Source organism: Streptomyces sp. SID12488, from assembly GCF_010548275.1.
In the GTDB taxonomy this organism is placed as follows: Bacteria; Actinomycetota; Actinomycetes; order Streptomycetales; family Streptomycetaceae; genus Streptomyces.
Genome location: NZ_JAAGLT010000004.1, coordinates 14,916 through 33,723, shown reverse-complemented (window position 1 = coordinate 33,723; position 18,808 = coordinate 14,916). Strand labels below are relative to the sequence as shown.

Annotated in this window: 20 protein-coding genes and 1 tRNA gene; 5 read left to right on the top strand and 16 right to left on the bottom strand. The window is 67.3% G+C overall.

Annotation, left to right across the window (positions count from 1 at the left end):
* Nucleotides 1-8 precede the first annotated feature (8 nt).
* The gene (locus G3I56_RS08330) at nucleotides 9-641 is read left to right on the top strand and encodes a hypothetical protein (RefSeq protein WP_164408258.1); all 633 of its coding nucleotides are present in this window, start codon (nucleotides 9-11) and stop codon (nucleotides 639-641) included.
* A gap of 222 nt (nucleotides 642-863) precedes the next feature.
* Here G3I56_RS08330 and G3I56_RS08325 read toward each other — a convergent pair whose 3' ends face one another.
* The 3 genes from G3I56_RS08325 to G3I56_RS08315 form a co-directional block, all read right to left on the bottom strand.
* Complete coding sequence (locus G3I56_RS08325) at nucleotides 864-1,853, bottom strand: DUF5926 family protein (RefSeq protein WP_164408257.1); 990 nt, start codon at nucleotides 1,851-1,853, stop codon at nucleotides 864-866.
* A 138-nt stretch (nucleotides 1,854-1,991) separates the two neighbouring features.
* Nucleotides 1,992-2,543, bottom strand: a complete 552-nt coding sequence (locus G3I56_RS08320; RefSeq protein WP_164408256.1) for an ATP-binding protein — start codon at nucleotides 2,541-2,543, stop codon at nucleotides 1,992-1,994.
* Nucleotides 2,544-2,827: 284 nt separating this feature from the next.
* On the bottom strand, nucleotides 2,828-3,637 hold the full coding sequence (locus G3I56_RS08315; RefSeq protein WP_164408255.1) for a glycerophosphodiester phosphodiesterase: 810 nt from the start codon (nucleotides 3,635-3,637) through the stop codon (nucleotides 2,828-2,830).
* A gap of 287 nt (nucleotides 3,638-3,924) precedes the next feature.
* Between G3I56_RS08315 and G3I56_RS08310 the strand changes: the two genes are divergently transcribed.
* Entirely contained in the window at nucleotides 3,925-5,424 is a 1,500-nt protein-coding gene (locus G3I56_RS08310) for a trypsin-like peptidase domain-containing protein (protein WP_164408254.1), read from the top strand.
* Between the two features lie 64 nt (nucleotides 5,425-5,488).
* A tRNA-Ser gene (locus tag G3I56_RS08305) sits at nucleotides 5,489-5,578 on the top strand.
* A gap of 193 nt (nucleotides 5,579-5,771) precedes the next feature.
* Here the strand turns inward: G3I56_RS08305 and G3I56_RS08300 are convergent.
* The 8 genes from G3I56_RS08300 to G3I56_RS08265 form a co-directional block, all read right to left on the bottom strand.
* Nucleotides 5,772-6,899, bottom strand: a complete 1,128-nt coding sequence (locus tag G3I56_RS08300; RefSeq protein ID WP_164408253.1) for a hypothetical protein — start codon at nucleotides 6,897-6,899, stop codon at nucleotides 5,772-5,774.
* Nucleotides 6,900-7,345: 446 nt separating this feature from the next.
* Nucleotides 7,346-8,749 (bottom strand): site-specific integrase, encoded by a 1,404-nt coding sequence (locus tag G3I56_RS08295; protein WP_164408252.1) that lies wholly within the window; start codon nucleotides 8,747-8,749, stop codon nucleotides 7,346-7,348.
* Nucleotides 8,743-8,949 carry a helix-turn-helix domain-containing protein gene (locus tag G3I56_RS08290; protein ID WP_053746072.1) on the bottom strand — a complete coding sequence of 69 codons (207 nt, stop codon included), beginning with the start codon at nucleotides 8,947-8,949 and terminating at the stop codon, nucleotides 8,743-8,745. The genes G3I56_RS08295 and G3I56_RS08290 overlap by 7 nt, the downstream gene beginning before the upstream one ends.
* Complete coding sequence (locus G3I56_RS08285) at nucleotides 8,946-10,409, bottom strand: replication initiator (protein WP_164408251.1); 1,464 nt, start codon at nucleotides 10,407-10,409, stop codon at nucleotides 8,946-8,948. Before G3I56_RS08285 ends, G3I56_RS08290 begins: the two co-directional genes overlap by 4 nt.
* Before the next feature lie 151 nt (nucleotides 10,410-10,560).
* Nucleotides 10,561-11,265, bottom strand: a complete 705-nt coding sequence (locus tag G3I56_RS08280; RefSeq protein ID WP_164408250.1) for a DUF2637 domain-containing protein — start codon at nucleotides 11,263-11,265, stop codon at nucleotides 10,561-10,563.
* A 57-nt stretch (nucleotides 11,266-11,322) separates the two neighbouring features.
* Nucleotides 11,323-12,729, bottom strand: coding sequence for an FtsK/SpoIIIE domain-containing protein (locus G3I56_RS08275; RefSeq protein ID WP_164408249.1), 1,407 nt, complete (start codon nucleotides 12,727-12,729; stop codon nucleotides 11,323-11,325).
* A complete protein-coding gene (locus tag G3I56_RS08270; protein ID WP_164408248.1) occupies nucleotides 12,726-12,938 on the bottom strand; it encodes a hypothetical protein in 213 nt (70 codons plus the stop codon). The genes G3I56_RS08275 and G3I56_RS08270 overlap by 4 nt, the downstream gene beginning before the upstream one ends.
* Nucleotides 12,935-13,285, bottom strand: a complete 351-nt coding sequence (locus G3I56_RS08265) for a hypothetical protein (protein WP_006381100.1) — start codon at nucleotides 13,283-13,285, stop codon at nucleotides 12,935-12,937. Before G3I56_RS08265 ends, G3I56_RS08270 begins: the two co-directional genes overlap by 4 nt.
* A gap of 171 nt (nucleotides 13,286-13,456) precedes the next feature.
* Here G3I56_RS08265 and G3I56_RS08260 point away from each other — a divergent pair, with 171 nt between their 5' ends.
* On the top strand, nucleotides 13,457-13,948 hold the full coding sequence (locus tag G3I56_RS08260; RefSeq protein ID WP_164408247.1) for a GntR family transcriptional regulator: 492 nt from the start codon (nucleotides 13,457-13,459) through the stop codon (nucleotides 13,946-13,948).
* A gap of 387 nt (nucleotides 13,949-14,335) precedes the next feature.
* Here the strand turns inward: G3I56_RS08260 and G3I56_RS08255 are convergent, their stop codons facing one another.
* The 4 genes from G3I56_RS08255 to G3I56_RS08240 all read right to left on the bottom strand — a co-directional run bounded on the left by G3I56_RS08255 (nucleotide 14,336) and on the right by G3I56_RS08240 (nucleotide 16,665).
* Entirely contained in the window at nucleotides 14,336-14,557 is a 222-nt protein-coding gene (locus G3I56_RS08255) for a hypothetical protein (RefSeq protein WP_164408246.1), read from the bottom strand.
* 261 nt (nucleotides 14,558-14,818) lie between these two features.
* Nucleotides 14,819-15,655, bottom strand: coding sequence for a protein kinase (locus G3I56_RS08250; protein ID WP_164408245.1), 837 nt, complete (start codon nucleotides 15,653-15,655; stop codon nucleotides 14,819-14,821).
* A gap of 70 nt (nucleotides 15,656-15,725) precedes the next feature.
* Nucleotides 15,726-16,169, bottom strand: a complete 444-nt coding sequence (locus G3I56_RS08245) for a hypothetical protein (protein ID WP_164408244.1) — start codon at nucleotides 16,167-16,169, stop codon at nucleotides 15,726-15,728.
* A 253-nt stretch (nucleotides 16,170-16,422) separates the two neighbouring features.
* Entirely contained in the window at nucleotides 16,423-16,665 is a 243-nt protein-coding gene (locus G3I56_RS08240; protein ID WP_164408243.1) for a hypothetical protein, read from the bottom strand.
* A gap of 114 nt (nucleotides 16,666-16,779) precedes the next feature.
* Here G3I56_RS08240 and G3I56_RS08235 point away from each other — a divergent pair, with 114 nt between their 5' ends.
* Nucleotides 16,780-18,120, top strand: a complete 1,341-nt coding sequence (locus G3I56_RS08235; protein WP_164408242.1) for a helix-turn-helix transcriptional regulator — start codon at nucleotides 16,780-16,782, stop codon at nucleotides 18,118-18,120.
* Here the strand turns inward: G3I56_RS08235 and G3I56_RS08230 are convergent.
* Entirely contained in the window at nucleotides 18,098-18,631 is a 534-nt protein-coding gene (locus G3I56_RS08230; RefSeq protein WP_164408241.1) for an NUDIX hydrolase, read from the bottom strand. The two genes, G3I56_RS08235 and G3I56_RS08230, sit on opposite strands and share 23 nt — an antisense overlap.
* Nucleotides 18,632-18,808: the final 177 nt, after the last annotated feature.

Below are 18,808 nucleotides of genomic sequence, written 5' to 3'. Positions count from 1 at the left end.
TCACCTCCATGAACCTCCGTCTGCTCGCGCTCTCGGGCGTCGTGGCGCTCACGGTCGCCCTGCCGCTGGCCGTGGCGTCCGCGGGGCCCGTGGGTGACGCGGACCGCGCCGCCCTCCTTTCCCTGACGCCGCAGGAAGGCTCCCAGGGGGGCCCTCAGGAGGGCACTGTGGAGGGCCCTGTGGACGGCAAGGCGCGGGAGGCCGCCGATCCCACCGGTTCCCCACTGCTGCTGGGCCTGGGGCTCGCCACGGCCGCCCGCTGCGGTCCCGAACTCACCTCCCCCGACGGCATCGAGGCGCAGACCTGTGTGCTGTCGCAGGGGGAGGAGACCTGGGCGCGTGCCTACTACCGCAACGCGACCGGCCGTGCGCTCACGTCCGTACTGAGCCTCATGGGGCCCGACGCCCGCACCGTTCAGCTGCGGTGCGCGGTGAGCGCGGAGGACGAGCCGGGGGTGTGCGAGACGCCCAGGGAGCGCACGGCGGGCGAGCCGGAGGCGTACACGGCGGTCGCGGAGTTCGCGGCGGCGGGGAATCCGGCCGGGAATTCGGTGGGGGACGCGCCGGAGGCGACGGACGCTGGAGAGAATCCGCTGCTGCTGCGATCGGGGAGCAACTCCGGGGCGCCTGAAGGGAGTTGACGCACGGCACGGTTCCGTACAGAACGCCGTGCGGATCTCCGGGCACAGAAAGACCCGGTTGCTGGCGACGGGGGATGCACCAGCAACCGGGCTACTGCAACGCTAACAAGAGATCGGCAGTTCGCAAATTCGAACTTGGCTATTCGGACACCGATTCCGCTGTTCTCACGGGGAGTTGTGACTGGAGTCACCCCGGTCGGAGCGGGCCGATCCGACTGTGCGTCAGCTGAGAGTCACCTGTCGGTTGGTCAGGCCGCCGCGGGCGCGGCGCTCTTCCGGGGTGAGCGGGGCGTCGGAGGCCAGGGCGGTGGCGAGACGGTCGGCGAACTCGGTGGCCGGCTTCTCGATGTCCTCCGCGGTGACGCCGGTCGGCAGGTCCCAGACAGGCACGGTGAGGCCGTGCGCCCGGAAGGAACCCACCAGGCGGGTCCCCTCGCCCAGGCTGGACTGCCCGGCCGCGTGCAGTCGTGCGAGGGCGTCGAGCAACTGCTCCTCGCCGTGCGGCATCACCCAGCGCAGATGGTTCTTGTCCGGGGTCTCGCACCAGTACGCGGCGTCGACGCCCGTCAGCTTCACGGTCGGGATGGCGGCGTCGTTCGCCCGCTCCAGGGAAGCGGTGACGTCCGCCGTGGCGTTCTCCGCGTCCGGAACCCAGAACTCGAACCCTGTGTGCACAACTGGCTCGAACACGCCTTCGGGGTCGAGCAGGTCCTGCAGTCGCGGGCCCTCGGCCGGGGCGCGGCGGCCCTGGACGGGCGTACCGGGCTCCGCGGCGAGCGCGCGGCTGAGGGTGTCGGCGAGGTCGCGGCTGATGTCGCCGGACGCCGTGTCGTTCTGCAGACCGAGCAGGACCGAGCCGTCGTCGCGGCGCAGGGCGGGCCAGGCCATTGGCAGGACCGTCGCAAGTGTGACCGAGGGAACCCCCTCGGGAAGGCCGGCCTTCAGGGTCAGCTCCACGGTGGCGGCGGGGACCAGCTCGCGCAGGGCCACCCAGTCGCCCTCGCCGGGCAGGCCCTCGAAGGGCCGGTGCACCAGTTCGGTCACCGCGTGCGCGGCGGCCCGGCCGTGGCAGGCCTTGTAGCGCCGGCCACTGTTGCAGGGACAGGGCTCGCGGGCGCCGACAACCGGAAAGTCTCCGTCAGCGCCTCCGGCGCGGGCCCGGTCGGACAGCTGAGGCCGCGAGGCCTTGGTCTGGGGTCGCTTCTTGGCCATCGTGGGTGTCTCCCGGTTACGGCTCGTCTCGTACTGGCGCGAGCCTAGCCGCTCGTACGACGGCCGACGGGACCCTGTGGACAACGGACCGTACACCGGCGGCCGGACCTGTGGACATGTTCGGCCGCCGGTGTGCCGTCAGTCCATGTCGTCGAACGCGTCCGCGAAGTCCAGCTCGGGTATCGCGGACATCGAGCGCGCCGTGATGCGGGTGGCGAAGTCGGTACGCCGGTGGCCCGCGTCAGGGTCGTGGACGTCGTTGTTGACGACGACCCACACCGTGACCTCGCCGCGGGTGTCGTCGCGGACACCCCAGTCGTTGGCCAGCGCCGTGATGATGTTCAGTCCGCGACCACCGTGCGCCGTCACCGAAGGAGTCGCCGGAACCGGGCGGGTCGGACCGCCGCCGTCCGTCACCTCGACGGTGAGTCTGCCGCCGGTGTCCACGCGCCACGCGGCCCGGACGTCGCCGTCACCGGCCAGGGCCTCGCCCAGTGGCCGACCGTGTTTGCACGCATTGCTGAGAAGTTCGGACAGGATCAACACCGCGTCGTCGATGACCGATTCCGACACACCGCCCGTGCGCAACTGATCGCGCATCCGGTGTCTTGCTCTGCCCACGCCCGCAGGGCCATGGGGAACGGCCATGCTCGACGACGTGGGCACCTCCTGTGCCACCACCAACGCCACCCCCGAGACCTCCTTTGCCCCACGCCACGGTGTGAATGCCCCCTTGGCCTGTACCGGAAACCGTCCCTTCCGCCTTGTATGACGCACTCACGGTGATCGAACACGGAGCGAACGCGCCGGTGCACTCCCTGTAGCCGAGTGGCCGGATTTCGACGGTATGGCCGAAGGTGGAGGTTTCCTCACCGGGAGCGCCAGGTCAAGAGTCCTGGCGCGAACCGGGGTCGGAGTCGGGTAAGAGACGGCTTGTGGCCGAGGGGTTTCGTCGTCGGGGTGAGCGCGGCTGGTCAGCGGCCCAGTTGCCGTAGGACCGCGCCCGGGCGGTTGGTGATGATGGCGTCGATGCCGAGGTCGACGCAGAGGTCGACGTCCTCGGGCTCGTTCACGGTCCAGACGTGCACCTGGTGGCCGGCGCGTTTCAGCCGCTCGATGTACGCCGGGTGACTGCGCACGATCCGGATCGAGGGGCCCGCGATCCGCACCCCCAGGGGCAGCCGGCCGTCGCGCAGCCGGGGCGAGAGGAACTGGTTCAGGTAGACCGTCGGCAGCGTCGGCGAGGCGGCGCGGACCCGGTGCAGCGAGCGCGCCGAGAAACTCATGACCCGTACCTGTGAATCGGCCGGAGACTCCGGGACGTCCAGCCCGAACCGCTTGAGCAGGAACAGGAGCCGCTCCTCGACCTGGCCCGCCCAGCGTGTGGGGTGCTTGGTCTCGATGGCCAGCTCCACCCGCCGCCCGGCGTCCGCGACGAGTTCGAGCAGCCGCTCCAGGGTGAGTACGGAGGTGTCCTCGCGGTCCTCCGGGCGGTGCTCCCAGTCGGGTGCCTCGTCGCCGTTCTTCCAGGAGCCGAAGTCCAGAGCGGCGAGGTCGGCGAGTTCCAGGGCGGAGACCGCGCCGCGGCCGTTGGACGTACGGTTGACGCGACGGTCGTGGACACAGACGAGATGGCCGTCCGCGGTCAGCCGTACGTCGCACTCCAGGGCGTCGGCGCCGGCCTCGATCGCCTTCTTGTACGCGGCCAGTGTGTGCTCGGGCGCCTCTTCGGAGGCTCCGCGGTGGGCGACGACCTGGATCGGGTGCTGTCGTGCGTGGGTCACCGCGTCATGGTGTCACCGTCGGAGGGCTGTCGTGGCGTGGCGGCCACCCCGCGCGCGTAACAGATATACATGTTTGTGTGACTTGTCAGATATAAAGGATGATCCCGGACGCACAGGCACCGCTTATGGTGCCCTGACGGCCTGTGGGAAAAGCTGGCGGCATACAAAAGGACACGCACAGCTGAAACGTACCGACCGCGTACCCGTGTAAATGGGTACCCACATATGTGATCGGACGTGACCAAGTGCGACCGACCAGGACAGCCGTGGATCGAGGAGACAGAGCTGTGAGCACCGAGAACGAGGGCACTGTGGTACCCCCGGCCCCGTCCGCACCTCCTGTGCCGGTGGAATCTCCTGCTGCCTCCCCGCAGGCCACCGCCACCGAGGCCCCGACGACTCCGCTCCCGCCGGTGCCTTCGAGCGCCCCGGGCACACCGGAGCCGGAACCGGCGTACGCGGACCAGGTACCGGCGTACGCGTCGGTGGGAGCGCCGGAGACAGGACAGGGCGCCGGACCGGGCCACGAGGCAGGCGCCTGGCCGCCGCCCCCGCCGCCGTCGTACATGGACGGCGGAGGCGGCGCGTCCTACGCGGACGGCGCAGGCGGCGGCACGGGCACGCCCTGGGGCGCCACGTACGACCAGCAGCCGCCGAAGCCGAAATCCGGGCGCGGCGGGCTGTTCGCCGCGGTGCTGGTGGCCGCGCTGGTCGCGGGCGGCCTGGGCGGCGGCCTCGGCTACACGCTGGCCAAGGACAACGACGATTCCACCACGTCCACGACGGTCTCCGCCGCACAGCAGAGCGGCGGCGACCTGAAGCGCGCCGCGGGCACGGTCGCGGGCGTGGCGGCCAAGGCGCTGCCGAGCACGGTCACCATCGAGGCCGAGAGCTCCAGCGGCGAGGGCGGCACCGGTACGGGCTTCGTCTTCGACACCCAGGGCCACATCGTCACCAACAACCACGTCGTCGCGGACGCGGTGGACGGCGGCAAGCTGACGGCCACCTTCCCCGACGGCAAGAAGTACGACGCCGAGATCGTCGGCCACGCACAGGGCTACGACGTGGCCGTCATCAAGCTCAAGAACGCCCCGTCGGACCTCCAGCCGCTCGCCCTCGGCGACTCCGACAAGGTGGCCGTGGGCGACTCGACGATCGCGATCGGCGCGCCCTTCGGTCTCTCCAACACGGTGACCACGGGCATCATCAGCGCCAAGAACCGCCCGGTTGCCTCCAGCGACGGCAGCGCCAGCAGCAAGGCGTCGTACATGAGCGCCCTTCAGACGGACGCGTCGATCAACCCGGGCAACTCCGGCGGCCCGCTGCTCGACGCGGCGGGCAACGTCATCGGCATCAACTCGGCGATCCAGTCCTCCAGCAGCGGCGGCCTGAGCACCGGCCAGTCCGGCTCGATCGGCCTGGGCTTCGCCATCCCGATCAACCAGGCCAAGTACGTCGCCCAGCAGCTGATCAAGACCGGCAAGCCGGTCTACGCGAAGATCGGCGCCTCGGTCACCCTGACCGAGGGCACGGGCGGCGCGCAGATCAGCCAGAAGGGCACGGACGCCGCCGACCCCGTCGAGTCGGGCGGCCCGGCCGCCGCGGCCGGCCTCAAGCCCGGCGATGTCATCACCAAGCTCGACGACCACGTGATCGACAGCGGCCCGACCCTGATCGGCGAGATCTGGACCCACAAGCCCGGCGACAAGGTCCAGATCACCTACGAACGCGACGGCAAGTCAAAGACGGTCGAACTGACCCTGGGCTCCCGCGAGGGCGACAGCTGACCCACGCGCCCACGTGAGGACCCGTTACTCTTGTCCCGCGCCGAGCTGATCAGGCCCGGCGCGGGGAAGCGTGCCCGAGCGGCCTAAGGGAACGGTCTTGAAAACCGTCGTGGCAGCGATGTCACCGTGAGTTCGAATCTCACCGCTTCCGCCAGGTCGGAGAGTGTGCAGGTCAGATGGGGTGTCCCTCGGTGAGGGGCACCCCATCTGCGTGGGGCTGTCTCACCTTGAGGCGGCTGTGTCGCGTTGTTGATCAGGGTGTGTGGACCAGGTGTGGACCAAGAGCCCATCCTCGAAACGGGGAGAGGACATGGGAAGCAAGGGTTGCACAGGACTCTCGGCGATCATCAAAAGGGTGGTTCATCGGCCGATACTAAAACTCGCTGTGCCAGCTCGTTGTGGCCGGCGCGCGCCAACTGCTCCGCGATATCTTGATGCTCACCATGCGGAATACCCCAAAGCACTTCCTTAAGTAGGTCGTCCTTTGAGCGGATATCCTTAATCTCGGCGGCAATGTTTTTGATTCGATACCAACCCTTGGTTGCTGCGCCCTTCAAGATTTTGGTTCGATCGTTCGCATCTCCGGATTCCGTGAAGTGATGTACGACTTCTAGAACGCGACCTACTTGGCGTTCGGAGCCAACGAAATGCAGTAGTTTGTCGGAATCTCTGGAAAGTGTGGCGGATCGGAGATGTCTCACAATGCGTGAGATATTTGATGCGGGCTGCACTTTTGCGATGGATTGTAGATATTGATCAGTGTATTCGCCGATATTCGCCCGCCTTAGGCCCGCGATAATTGCGGGTGTGGATCTAGTGCCGTGTATGCGCGCGGTTTGAGCGATGAAGACGCTTACGGTCTTGTCATGTTCGCTGGTCGCCCAGGGGTCTTGTGGCGCCGCCCAAGGGTCATCCTTGAGCGGCGGAAAGGCCTTGCGGAGGGCCTCGGTAATCCTGACTACCTCCCGCGGCCCCTCTTTGGCGGCTCTCCTGAGAAAATCTGTGCAGGACATTTCTGCTTGAAGTAGAGGGCTGATCACTCTTGGGAGCCAGGAGGATACGGGAGCATCACTGGAACTACTGATGATTTCGATCAGATCGTACATGTGCGCCTGGCGTAGTGGTTCTACGTTCCAGGGATCGGAAATAACTTCCCGCTCTGTGATTGCTGTGGCGCTGGGGTTTGATTTTTCCCCTCCCTTTAGTGATGCCGTATAAGCATCCCGCCATGATCCTTTGTCGATTGCTTGAGCGGGTATGGGTGATTCGATCAAGCGGGCATGCTCTGCCAAAGCTTCGACAAGACTCAATATTTGAGTCAATGTGGCGGGCGACTTCCCGGATAGTTTTTCCTGAATGGTAGATCTTGCCATTGATTGATCTCTACCTTGCCGGGCAATCAGACGCTCGATCGTTCGATAGGAAGGCTTGCCGGCGCGGTGATGTAGATCTTGCAATCGAGACGTCAAATCCACGGCCTAATTCCTGTCTATCCGCCAACGTCTGAGACTGTCCGGAAGCGTCCGGTGCTGTCCGGCCAATGCCTCGGAAGCCTAGGTCCAAGGGGGCTCGAGTGTCCGGGCTTTACCGGAAACGGCCACAAATGCAAGTGGTATCGACCCGGACAGGTTTCCTTGAAGGAGCAAGCAGGCCGCCCTGCCGCGCGGCGCACGACGAGGCGGTCACAGCTGATTGTGTAGTGATCGTTGTGACTCGGAGGACTTAGATGAAGCCCGACACACCCCCTGCCGGTGGGCGTAACGACACTCCGCACCTGTGCGGAAACCGATGGGTGGTCTTGATGACAGCAGCAGCGGGATTGATCGGTTCTGTGGCCGCTCTCATCTCTGCTGTACGTGGTTAGCGAACGACAACGAAGGGGGCGTCCGCATGGGACGCCCCCTTGTACTGAGTGCCAGAGTTACGGCCCTTCAACCCTCTCCGCAGATTCAAGCGCCCGCTCGATTTGTTCGTTCGAGCGCTGCTGGTTTCGGTGAATGGCCTTGGCGTAGAAGCGGAACAGGACCGCGATGCTGTGGCCCGCCCGGCGTGCCACCTCGGCCGGGGAGACTCCGGACTCAAGCCAGAGCGAGACGCCCGCGTGGCGCAGGGAGTACGGCACGCCAGCCAGTGGAGAGGCCGCCTCGGACTCCGTCAGCGCTGTGAGCCGGGCCGCCTTCCACGCTTCGCCGTACTCCTTGGAGAGGAGATGGCCACCCTGGGCGGCGCGGAAGAGCCGGCCGTCCTCGGCGGTGCCGAACTCCTTGATGTGCTCGCGGACCAGGCGCACGAGAACCGGCGGAATCGGAACTGGCCGAGTCGCCTTGCGGGCCCGCTTCTTCAGGCCGCGCGTATCGAACGACTCCCCCGTGTCCGTCCAGCCGGAGCCGACTCGGGCCATGCTTGTGGAGAGCAGGACTTCGCCCCAACCGTCCTCGGGAAGGCTGAAGTCGTCCGCACGGAGACCGGCCGCTTCACCAGGGCGGTTGGCCGCGTAGTAGAGGCAGCCGAAGAACGCCATCAGGTGTCGTCCGCGTTCGCCCTGCTCGCCAACAGCGTCGATCAGTGCCTTCGCCAGCTTGGGGCCGGGGACGAACCGGAAGTCGATCTCGTCGTCAGTCTGGGGCGGGGTCCAGTCGACCTTGTCGAGGGGCAGGGTCGTCAGCAACTCCCGCTCTACCGCGTACCGGAGACAGTTGCTGAGGACCGTCCGCTTGCGGTTCACCGTGTTCTCGGCAGCGGCCGTGCCGTCCTGCTTCAGCTTCAGCGCGTCGAGTGCCGTACGGACCACCGAGGGCGTGTTGAGGTCGGTGATGTCCACGGACTTCCGGCCGATCCAGTCCAGCGCGGCCACGATGTCGGCGGGCGGCTCTTCGACGTCGAGGCGCGGCCTCAGTGTTCCGTCATCGCCGAGGACGAACCGATAGACCCACGAGTAGAGCGCGATCCGGAGCACCTTCGGAGCCGGAGCCCCGCGTTGGTCCTTGACCAGCTTCGGCGTGATGGTGGCGAGCGTGTCAGCGATGCTCGCGCGGTGCTTGGCCGAGGCGCTCGGCCACTTCATCTCGGCGTACGTGCGGGTATGGGCGTACCAGGTGGCGGAGTTGAGCGCCTGGACCTCCGAGGCAGGCAGGCCGGTTTCAGTGTCGAACTGCTCGCGGTTGCGCAGGGCGGTCAGCAGTTCTGCACGGCGCCCGTCGGCCTGGGCCTTGATCTTGTAGCTCTTGGAGAAGGGGCGGGGACCGACGCGCCAGCGGAGTTGGTGGGCCGCCGCACGGTTGGGCCGCTTCCGGATGCCCCAGATCTGAACGTCGTAGGTCAGCACGCTTCCTGCACCTCGCAGCCGTCGAACCAGGCGTCGAGGTCGGCCCGGCGGATACGTATCTGACCGTTGGGGAGTTTCAGGTGCCTTGGTGCCTGGCCGCGTGCACGCATTCGGTAGAAGGCGGCGCGGGAGACCCTGATCTCAGCGAGTGCTTCGACCAGCGTCAGCGTTCGCTTGTCGGCGGTGGTCGGAGTGGTCACAGCCAGGGTGCTCCTTCGGACTTGAGGTGTTCGGTATAGGCCCGGTCGTGGCGGACCTGGGCGGCGAGGAGTTCCTCGCCGGGGCGGTAGCCGCTGCTGAGGTAGGTCCACGAGGAGGCGGTGACGAGAGTGGTGTTCTCGTCGTCGATCGGAAGGCCGGCCCGGACGCGGGCGGCTGCGGCCTGAGCGGTGCGCCAGGCGCGGCGTACGTCGCGGAGTGCGCCGAGGGTGGTCGAGTAGGCGCGGGATTTGCTGGAGAAGTGGCCGCGGAAGCCGAGCATGTGGGCCCACTTCCAGAGCTTGAGGTGGGCGAATTCGGGGAGGTGGCCGAGTGCCCAGGCGGTGCGGATCATCTGCCGGGCGTGTTGCTGGACGGCGAGGTTGGTGAGGGGTTCGGCTTGGCCGGTGCCGTCGCAGTCCTCGCACAGGTCGCGGAAGCCGTCGGGGCCGCGTACGTAGCCGCGTCCGGTGCAGGGGCGGCATACGAGGGTGCGGTCCACGGTGCCCGCGCCCTCGGCGTTCTTGGTGGCGTACTTGGCGACGTAACCGGCGACCTTGGCATCCGTGAGTTCGCCGTCTCCCAAGGCCGAGATCTGATCCACCTTGAAGCGGTCGCCCCACCGGATGACGCGTTCGCCGACCGCGTCCGAATCGACGATGAGCCGGGCACGTTCGACCGCCAGGCCGACGGCGACTCGGAGGGCGTCGAAGGTGGCCCAGGCCGGAGGCGCGGTGGTGTGGCCGTCGGGACCGTCGAAGCGGACGACCGCGTGGAAGTGGACCAAGCCCCGCTGTTGGTACTCGGCGACCTTGGCGAAGGAGATACGGAGGGCCGTGTTGAGTGCCTTCTGTGTCATGCCGAGGTGCTCGGCGAGGGCGCGGCGCAGGTAGGTTGTGAAGCGTGCCCACAGGGCCCCGGCGTGGGCGTTCCACAGCACGGCACCGCTGTAGTCGTAGCGTGCCGGGCGCAGTGGGGTGCCGAGTTCGGGAGCGTCCTGGGCGTGGCTGTCGCCGCATGAGCAGGGGCGGGGCTTGCCCGCGTCGGTTGTGGGGCGGTTGTGGACGGGGCCGAAGGAGGGGGCGGTGAGGGTGACGAAGGCGCGGGGGTGGTCGCGGACGGTTTCGGCGACGTTCTTGCCGCCGGACAGTCCGGCCTTGATCAGGTGGTAGGTGTCGGCGGCGTAGAGGCGGGAGCAGGCAGGGCAGCGGGAGGCACGGCGGTTGCCGCAGGTGGTGAGGAGACGACCGGTGGGTTCGTCCTCGGAGCGGTAGGAGCGGACCACTTGGTTGGTGGTCTGGTCGGTGGTGATCGTCCAGCCGTGCAGGTTGACCGGGCTGGTGCAGCCCCGCAGGTCGCGGACCTGTTCGGTGACTCGGTCGAAGTTGTCGGTGTTGGCCAGTTCGACCAGGTCCCGCAGACCGGGGCTGATGACGTGGCGCAGGTCGAGGGGGCGGCGCATGGGTGGCGGGGTGTCCCTTCTGGCACGAGGGTGGGCCCTGCGGGCAGCAGCGATTCAGTGCGCTCGGGCTGCTGCCCGCAGGCATGGCAAGGCGGGCCCAGGGGCGGGCGGTGGTGGGAAGTGGCGGAGCGGCCGGCGGAAGGGGGTGGTGCTAAAGAGCGGCGTGCAGCGCGGTGGCCATCGGCATGCCGATCCCGAGTCGCACCTTGAGCTGGGCCGCCGTGATCGGTTCGCCGTGCTCGGTGTGGTGGGACGTGGCGATGGAGCGTGCTTCGGTCAGCAGCGGCTCAGGCACCTTGACCGCAGGCGAGGCAGGAGTCGGGGCCACGTGAGGAGCGACCGAGGCCGGGGCGGGGGCCGGAATGGTGAGAGGCACCGCAGGGCGGAGTACGTCAGAAGCCGTCTCAGGATCCGACTCGATCTCGTTCGGCATGGAAGCCGGTAGGGCCGAGTGAGCGACGGTGTTGAAGGCGCGGAGGAGCTGCGGGCCGACGGCACCCCAGCCGAGGAGCAGCAGCGGGGCCACCGCGTCGACTGCGGCGCGGCCGTAGTGTCCGGCGACGATCGGTTCCGCGACGTTGAGGGCCAGGGTCAGCAGTCCGGAGAAGTGCATGAGTCGGTTGGCGGCCGTCATTTGTTCGGCGGGCAGTCCGCGCAGGGAGAGATACCGCAGGGCGACCAGAAGGCCGACCACGGAGAGGTCCACCATCGGGGCGATGAGCGGTGCGATCGGGCCGGGGACGCCGAGCCGCAGGGCGAGGGACCAGACGTTGCCGAAGGAGAAGACGAACGCCAGCGCGGCAATGACGATCATGACGGCGGTGATCGTGCGCTGGGTGATCCGGTCTTCTGTCATGAGTTTTCACCCCCTCTCCTGAGGTGTCGGGAACGTGCGAGGCGGTGGGCGACCTGCTCAGGCGTCGAGCTTCGTGAGATCCACGTCCGTCGTGCGAGGGCCGATAAAGGCTGCCAGCAGGGTCGATGGGTCGATGGTGAGGTTCGCCGTCTCTTCGGCGATGCGAGCCGCTTCCGCGTCGGGTACGTAGGGCGTACGAATGCGAGTGAAGCCGGGTTGCGACTGGTGGTTCATCGACGCGACGCCGACGTAGGTGGGGTCCTGGAGGTTGATGGGGTTGGCGTCCGGCCATTCCCGGATCTCGTCACCGAGAGCGGCCACGGCGGCTTCGGCGGTCTTCTGGGCGAAGCTCAGGCCCACGGGGCACACGTCGCGGATGAAGGTGGGTATCGCGTCGCCCGTGGACTTCTGAGTGGTGAGGATGACGAGCAGTCCTACGGACCGGCCCTTCTTCACCAGGTCTTCCACGAGCCGGGCGTTCTCGGCGGCGAGTGCGGCCAGCTTCTTCGTCTCCTGGTCGCTTCCCTTGTGGTCGCGGAAGTAGGTGTGCGCTTCGTCGACGATCAGCACGACCAGGGGCCAGCTCTCGGAAGGGCCGATGTCCCACATGGACTTCACCCCGAGTACCCGGCGCACCGATGCCGACCGGGCGCGGCGCAGCTCCACGAGTTGCCGGAACAGCTTGTTGGCCTCTTCCAGGTCATCGCCCACGAAGGCGAACATGCGCTGGACCCAGTCCGCGTAGTCACCTTCGTACGCAGCTGACACTTTGCCGTCCGCGCAGGCGAACTGCACTGCGGGCGAGGGTGCCCAGTCGGAGAGGAGCCGGTTGATCAGGCTGGTCTTGCCGAAGCCGGGAAGGCCGGCCACGGTGACACCGGGGACCTGCGTGAGGTTCACGGACACGGGTTGCGCGTACTCGTCCAGGCCCAGATCCCACTGGGCTGTCTCCTCCGGAGGATCACCCGTCGGGTGGTGCTCGGTGGGGAACTTCAGTGGGTCCAGTCGCACACCCCGGATGAGGACCTGCCCAGGCTTGTCCTGGGTGACCGCCACTCGTGTGCAGCGCCAGGCGTCCGCGAGGTGCGGGGCCGCCTTCTGGAATTGCTGGAGACCGACGCCAGGCAGGCACTGTGCCCGCGCGATCACTCCGTACGCGTCGTGCTTCACCTTCAGAGTGGGGATGAGGACACGCGGCTTGATGGGCTTGCCGTTCGTGTTCGCCAGTGACGCCAGGGCGGTTGGGGTCTTGTCCGTGGCCGACAGCTTGAGCATCGGTGCGAGCCGCTTCCAGCCCCACCGCACGCGTATGGCCTGCCGTATGGACTGCCGGGTCATGGCGTCGGCGCGAACGTAGCGGACTACCCACCAGACCGCCCATCCGGCGAACACGGCGAGCACCAGGGCGACGACGAGCGGGACTTGACCGAAGATCCCTTGCGCAGGGGCGTTCGGATCCTTCATCTGTGACTCTCCAGCGGGTTGTAGAGGAAGGCCGCGAGGGCCGATTCGAGGGCCGCCCGGTCCGCCGACGTGTCGAGGCGGGGGTAGCCGTAGGCGACGAGCAGGGCCGCCACCGAGGTCACGAGTGATTCGGTGAACTGGGCACCCGGCCCGGCGTGAGGCAGCGGGTAGCTGCGCTCAGCGCCGAACCGGAAAGCGCTGCCGCTCACGCAGCCTCAGCGGCCGGGGCCACCAGGTCCAGTCGGCCCGCGCGGTAGGCGATGCCGTCCGAGAGCGAGCCGTTGAAGATGCGCGCCCACGGAGTGGCGAACAGCTCCACCGGCATGACCGGGACACCCGGCCGGAGCCCGTTGGGCAGACCGGTTTCCGGAACGGTGATCTTCAGAGCCTCGGCGCGGTCCTCCTCCATGAAGAAGAGGGTGATCGTGTAGAGCTTCGCGCCGGTCTCACGGTCGGTGGCGAACTGCGTCTTCTCCTGGTCCGCGTACTTCGGCACCGGCAGGGTGCCGACCATGAACGAAGAGGTGGGGAGCAGGCCAACACGGATGCGTGCCATGGGAGTTGATTCCTCTCGACTGCGCTCCACCAGGGCGGTGGGGCGTGCTCTCCATTGAACATAGCAGACCTAGCAGTGTCAAGTGAATCGGGTGAGCTAGGTGTCAGCTGACATAGGCCACCTATGTCAGTGGGGTGTGCTAGGGGTGCTAAAAATCGCTACTCTTGGGCAATGAGCCCCGCGCCAGAGAGCAAGCAGGACCGCCGGCCGCCGTATCAGCACGCTGCCGACGAGATTCGGCGCGACATTTTGCAGGGGCGGATCAAGCCGGGCGAGCAGATGCCGTCCATCCGCGAGCTACAGGAACGCTTCGGCGTGGCCAACATGACCGCGAGGTCCGCGCTCAACGTGCTGCGGGACGAAGGCCTGATCTACACGATCCATGGTCGGGGCAGCTTCGTTGCGGACCACAACGCCGGCGGGGAGCCCTCGGCGAACTACACCGCTCCGGTTTGGTACTTGGCGAACAGGGACGAGAAGCCAGGCCAGGCCGAGCCGGGCGAGGGTGGCCCCGACGACACCGAAGCTGCCGCAGACGCCGGGACCACCCTTACCGAAGTACTCACCGCACTACGTGACGAGATCCGTGCCCTCAGCGCTGATCATCAGGAACTGCGGCGCGAGGTCGAGGAACTGAAGGCAGCTCAGCAGCCGAAGCCGTAGTCCTGAGCTGGGCCACTTCCTCTCGCAACTCCCTGGTCTCCCTACTGAGGCGAACGACCATGGCCCGCATCTCCTCGATCAGCGCGACTACTTGATCCGTGTCCCCGACCTGAATGCTGGTCGACCCCATTTCGTTGTCCGGTATGTGCTCGGTCATCGCTCCCCGCTCGCCGACGTGCCGTCGTTCCGTGCCGCACTTGCTCGAACCGCCGAGGGCTTGCCCACGGCATCCGTGCCTCTCCCAGGTTGATCGACTGCTGCCCAGCGTGCTGTTCAGAGTTTCTTTACTGGATCAAGGCGGCCCGCCTACGGCGTGCCGCGCGCGCTGGCGGCCACGGGCCGCCGCCGCTCCCTGTCTCCGCCACCGCTGCGGCGGCCCCCGGCCACTCAGCGCGCAGCAACGCCAAGGCAGACAGCCAGGCCAGGTAGCAACTCGCCCAGCCCGAGCACCAGGACCACGACCAGGACCAGGCCGAGCCCGAGCGCGCACGACCTCGCCGTCCGGGTGACCGTCGTTTCGAAACCGGGAAGCGTGGCTGATGCCGGTACGGGGTTGCTGGAGACATACGTGACGGGTGCTTGTTCGGCGCACTCGCCGTCTTGGCTCACTTTCGGTGGTGCAGGTCAGAACTGCGCTTCCAATGACCGCGTTCAACCGCCGTCCTCTCTAACTCAACAACAGCTGACGGGGGTTGTCGCCGCACCCGAATCCGAGCACGCCGACCGCCCCGGTACCATCGGCACCGGGGTCCTGATCAGGGCTTCCACGACCGGACCACCCGGAATGCTGTCCAGGCTGAGGGGTGGTCCGGTCTTTTGTTGTTGGCGTCCGCGCGCTCTGCTGACGCGAGGCGGACCGGGTTTTCGGGATCAGGTCAGGGCTTTGACCACCTCGGAGATGGTGGGGCGATCCCCTGGTGCATGACTGAGCATCGCGTCGACCAATTCGCCCAGCTCACCGGGCACTTTCACGGGCCGACGTCGGCCGTTGGCCACTGCCTCTCGCTGCACGGGGCGCGGAGCGTCGTCCGGGTAATCGACCGCCCGCCAGCCCGTGGCGGAGATGAGCAGCGAGGCCCCGAGCGCGTAGACGTCGGCTGCCGGTGTCGGCTCCGCTTCCCCGGTGTCGAGCACACTGCGCGCGATCTCCGGTGCTTCGTAGTGGACGAGGCAGCCGCGGAACGGGAAGTCGTGCCCCTCGGGTACATGGCCGCCACGGGCAAGGGCGAGGTCGATGAGGTGTGTTCGTTCCGGCCCGATGATGAAGTGGGCGGGCTGCACGTCGCCATGTGCCCAGCCTTTGGCGTGGAGTTCGGCCAGTGCGGTGACGCATTCCAGCGCCTCGCTGGTGTCCGGCGCGATGGACGAGTCCTTCCTACGGCAGCGCTCCCACAGCCGGTACAGGTCCGGCCCTTCGTGCCACGGCTGGTAGTTCCACGTGCCGTGCTCCCATTCGCCGTACGCGATGCCCTCGATGCCGAGGCGAAGCAGAACGGCACCCTCACGCGCGGGCGCGAGCGCGGTCCAAGGTTGGGCAGGCCAGTCGGCCGTAGCCTCGATCGGATAGCCGATCTTCACGGCGTAGTGGCCCCGGTGGCTCTCCACCTCCCACACCGTGGAGCCCCGACGGTTGATGACCATGCGCTGAGTCGTGGGCATGAGTGCGTCGAGCACCACGATCGGCAGTTCAGGGGTTGAGCCGGGCAACGTCTCTTCTCCTTCCAGGCGAGCGCGGCCGACCACGAGCTGAGGCCGGCCGCGTCGCTGTTGTCGTGTGCTACGCCTGACCGTACGGTCGGCCGCAGTCCGAGTCGCACTGCGCGAGATTCACGCCGTTCACGGTCCACAGGTCGTCAAAGACCATGAACCCGGCCGCCTTCATGGCGCGTGCCGAGGCGGCGACCATCTCCGCGTCGCGGGCACCTCCACCCAGCTTCGGGTTGTGGTGCAGGAAGCGGCCCGCGTACTGCTCACACAGCGCTGCGTACTCCTTCGTGTGCAGGATGAGCGCATGGAGACCGAGGTCCACGTCATCGGACGGGACCATGGGAACGGTGGCGGTGGCCGCCGCGACCAGGAACGCAACCGCCTGATCCGCGATCCGCTCCGCGCGCTCGGCAGACTGCCCATTGTGGATGACCACGAAGTGGGCGAGGCTCTCGAACAATTCCTCACCAGCCACCGCGCGACCGGTCCGCTGATCGTTCGCCGTTGCCGTCATGTGCAATCTCCCGGTGTGAAGTGGTGCGTGGCACGGACATGCCGCCCTGATCGCCGAGCTGGGCTCTAGCAGACGATCAGGGGGCAGGTTTGGAAGGGCCAGCCCCGGACGGGGACGGGGGAGCCGGGAACTGGCACCCGTCCGGGGCGGCCGGTCTACTGGCGGATACCGAGGGTCGCGCCGATCACCAGGCCGCACGAACCGCTGATGCAGATGATGAAAAGGACTCCCGCGTACCGTCCGATGGCTCGCATCACAACCCACCCAGACTGTTGCCGTTCTTGATGGTCAGACGTGCGCTCAGTTCCTCTCGCGCACTGAGCGCCACCACGTCGTCCGGAATGGCATCCCACTCCAGGCCGCCACGGATCGGCCGCATCTGCACACGGCCCCCGCACGCGCCCATGACGACGCCGATTCGGTCCCTGTTGCTGTCCTTGGCCAGTTCACCGATGTCTGGTCTGGTCTGCTGATTGCTCGCCATGCACACGAGCATCGCGAACCGGGTACCCCCGCCAAAAGGTCAGGCTGATTACCCAACTTGGGTAACATCGCGGGAAGTAGAGAATCAGCGACGTTGCGTAGCCCTCGCAGTGTGGGAGCTTGCCCGATGCCCGACGCCGACCGGCCGCAGGAACTGCCTGCCAGGCTGCTCACCGATCCCGAGATGATCAACGCGTGCCGGGTACGGGACTTCGGCAGAGTCTTCCGGCTGCTCAAGACCAGGGCGGGCATCTATCCGTCGATGATCGCCCGGCGATGCGCGCTGACACCCAGCCGAGTCGGTGAAGTGATCGCTGGGCGACGTCAGTTGCTCCACATGGACGTCGTCGAGCGCATCGCGGACGGCTTGCGCATCCCAGGGCACATGCTTGGACTTGCCCGTCGCCCCTGGGAGACGCCCCAGGCTCTCGTGGTCACCGAGCGCGAGGCACCGCAAGAGCCGGAGCCAGCACAGCCGACCCCCGCGTCTCTGCCAGGGCCGGACGTAGACAGCATCTTGGCTCTGGCAACCCGAACGAGCCTCAGCACAGCCACACTTGACGCGTTCCGATCCTCCATCGAGGACTACTGGCGACGGGACGACCAGCATGGCGGCGAGGCTCTGAGGCCGGCCATCGTCGGTCAGCTGCGGCATGTGGTGGGCCTGCTGAAGGAGAGTCGACCACCGTCGATCCAGAACGGCCTGTACGGAATCGCGGCCGAGTTGGCGCGCCTCACCGGCTGGACCTACTTCGACGCCCGCCAGTACAACCAGGCCCGCGCATACTTCACCGAGGCCCTGCAACTGGCCAAGGAAATCGACGACCGTCAGTTCATGGCCAACGTCCTGGCCTGCATGAGCTTGCAGGCCACGTACCAGGACAAGCCGGGGGACTCTCTGGCACTCGTGACCGCCGCTCAGGACCAGGCTCGCCCAGCTCTCGGCACCACGCCGCGCGTCATGTCGATGTTGTCCATGCGCGAGGCCTTCGCCCACGCCACCCTCGGCAACCGAGACTCCACGCACCGGGCGATCGGAGAAGCGCACCGCCACTTCGAGCAGATCGAGGCGAACGACCCGGACCCGTCGTGGGTGACCTACTTCGACGAGCTGAAGCTCATAGTGGACACCGGCATTGCTCACGGTCGACTGGGGGAGGCGGCGACTGCCGAGCCCTTGATCGCGGATGCTCTGCGGCGGGAGAACAGCACCAACCACCGCGGGCGCGCGTTTCACGCCTTCTGGCTGGCCCGCACACAACTGGACCAAGGGAAACTCGCCCAGGCGTGCCACACCGCCACACAAGCGCTGGAGCCCGCCTCGGCAGTGTCCTCCGAGCGAGTGTCGGGCCATCTCCGGGAGTTCTACGAGCAGTTGGCCCCGCACAGGCGGGAGCCCGTAGCCCTGGCCTTCGAGGCACGGCTACGGGAACTCCTCCCACCGGTCAGCGGATCGCTTCGTCCATGAGCACGTAGAGGAGGCCGACGAGGGATCCGCTGCTCACGATCTCGCGGCGGTCGATCATTCCGCGCACCTCGCTGAGGGGGATCCACTCGATGCGGTCCGACTCGTTCTTCTCCGTGGGCGGCCCGTCGTAGGTCGCGCCGTCCGCGCGGAAGACGTGGTGCTGCGAGTCGGTGATCCCGTTGGCCGGCTCGGCGTAGATCAGGGGCTTGATGGGGCCGGGGCGCCAGCCTGTCTCTTCCAGGACTTCACGGGCCGCCGCTTCCTCGGGTGTCTCGTTCTCCTCGACCAGGCCCATGGGCAACTCCCAGGCCCACGAGTCCGTGATGAAGCGGTGCCGCCACATCATCAGCACCTCCTGGCGGTCGTTGACCACAGCGGCCACGGCCAGGTGCCGGAGCCGAACGACGTGGTACTCCCACCTGCGCCCGTCAGGCTGCTGGACGTCGACCAGACACAGGTTCACCCACTTGTTCGTGTAGATCTGTCGCTCACCGTGGGTCTTCCACTCCATGCCTTCGGCCCCTCTCGATCGGTCTCCAGGATCTCAGACCGAGGTGGAGGGGGGCGCCCGTTCGGCTCTTTTCGCGTCACTTTGACGAGATGTTCCTCACGCGCCCCGCAGCTGAGTGAGCGGTCAATCGGTAGGAGGAGGAGAGGGTGACAGGTGACTATCAACCGGCCGAGCGGT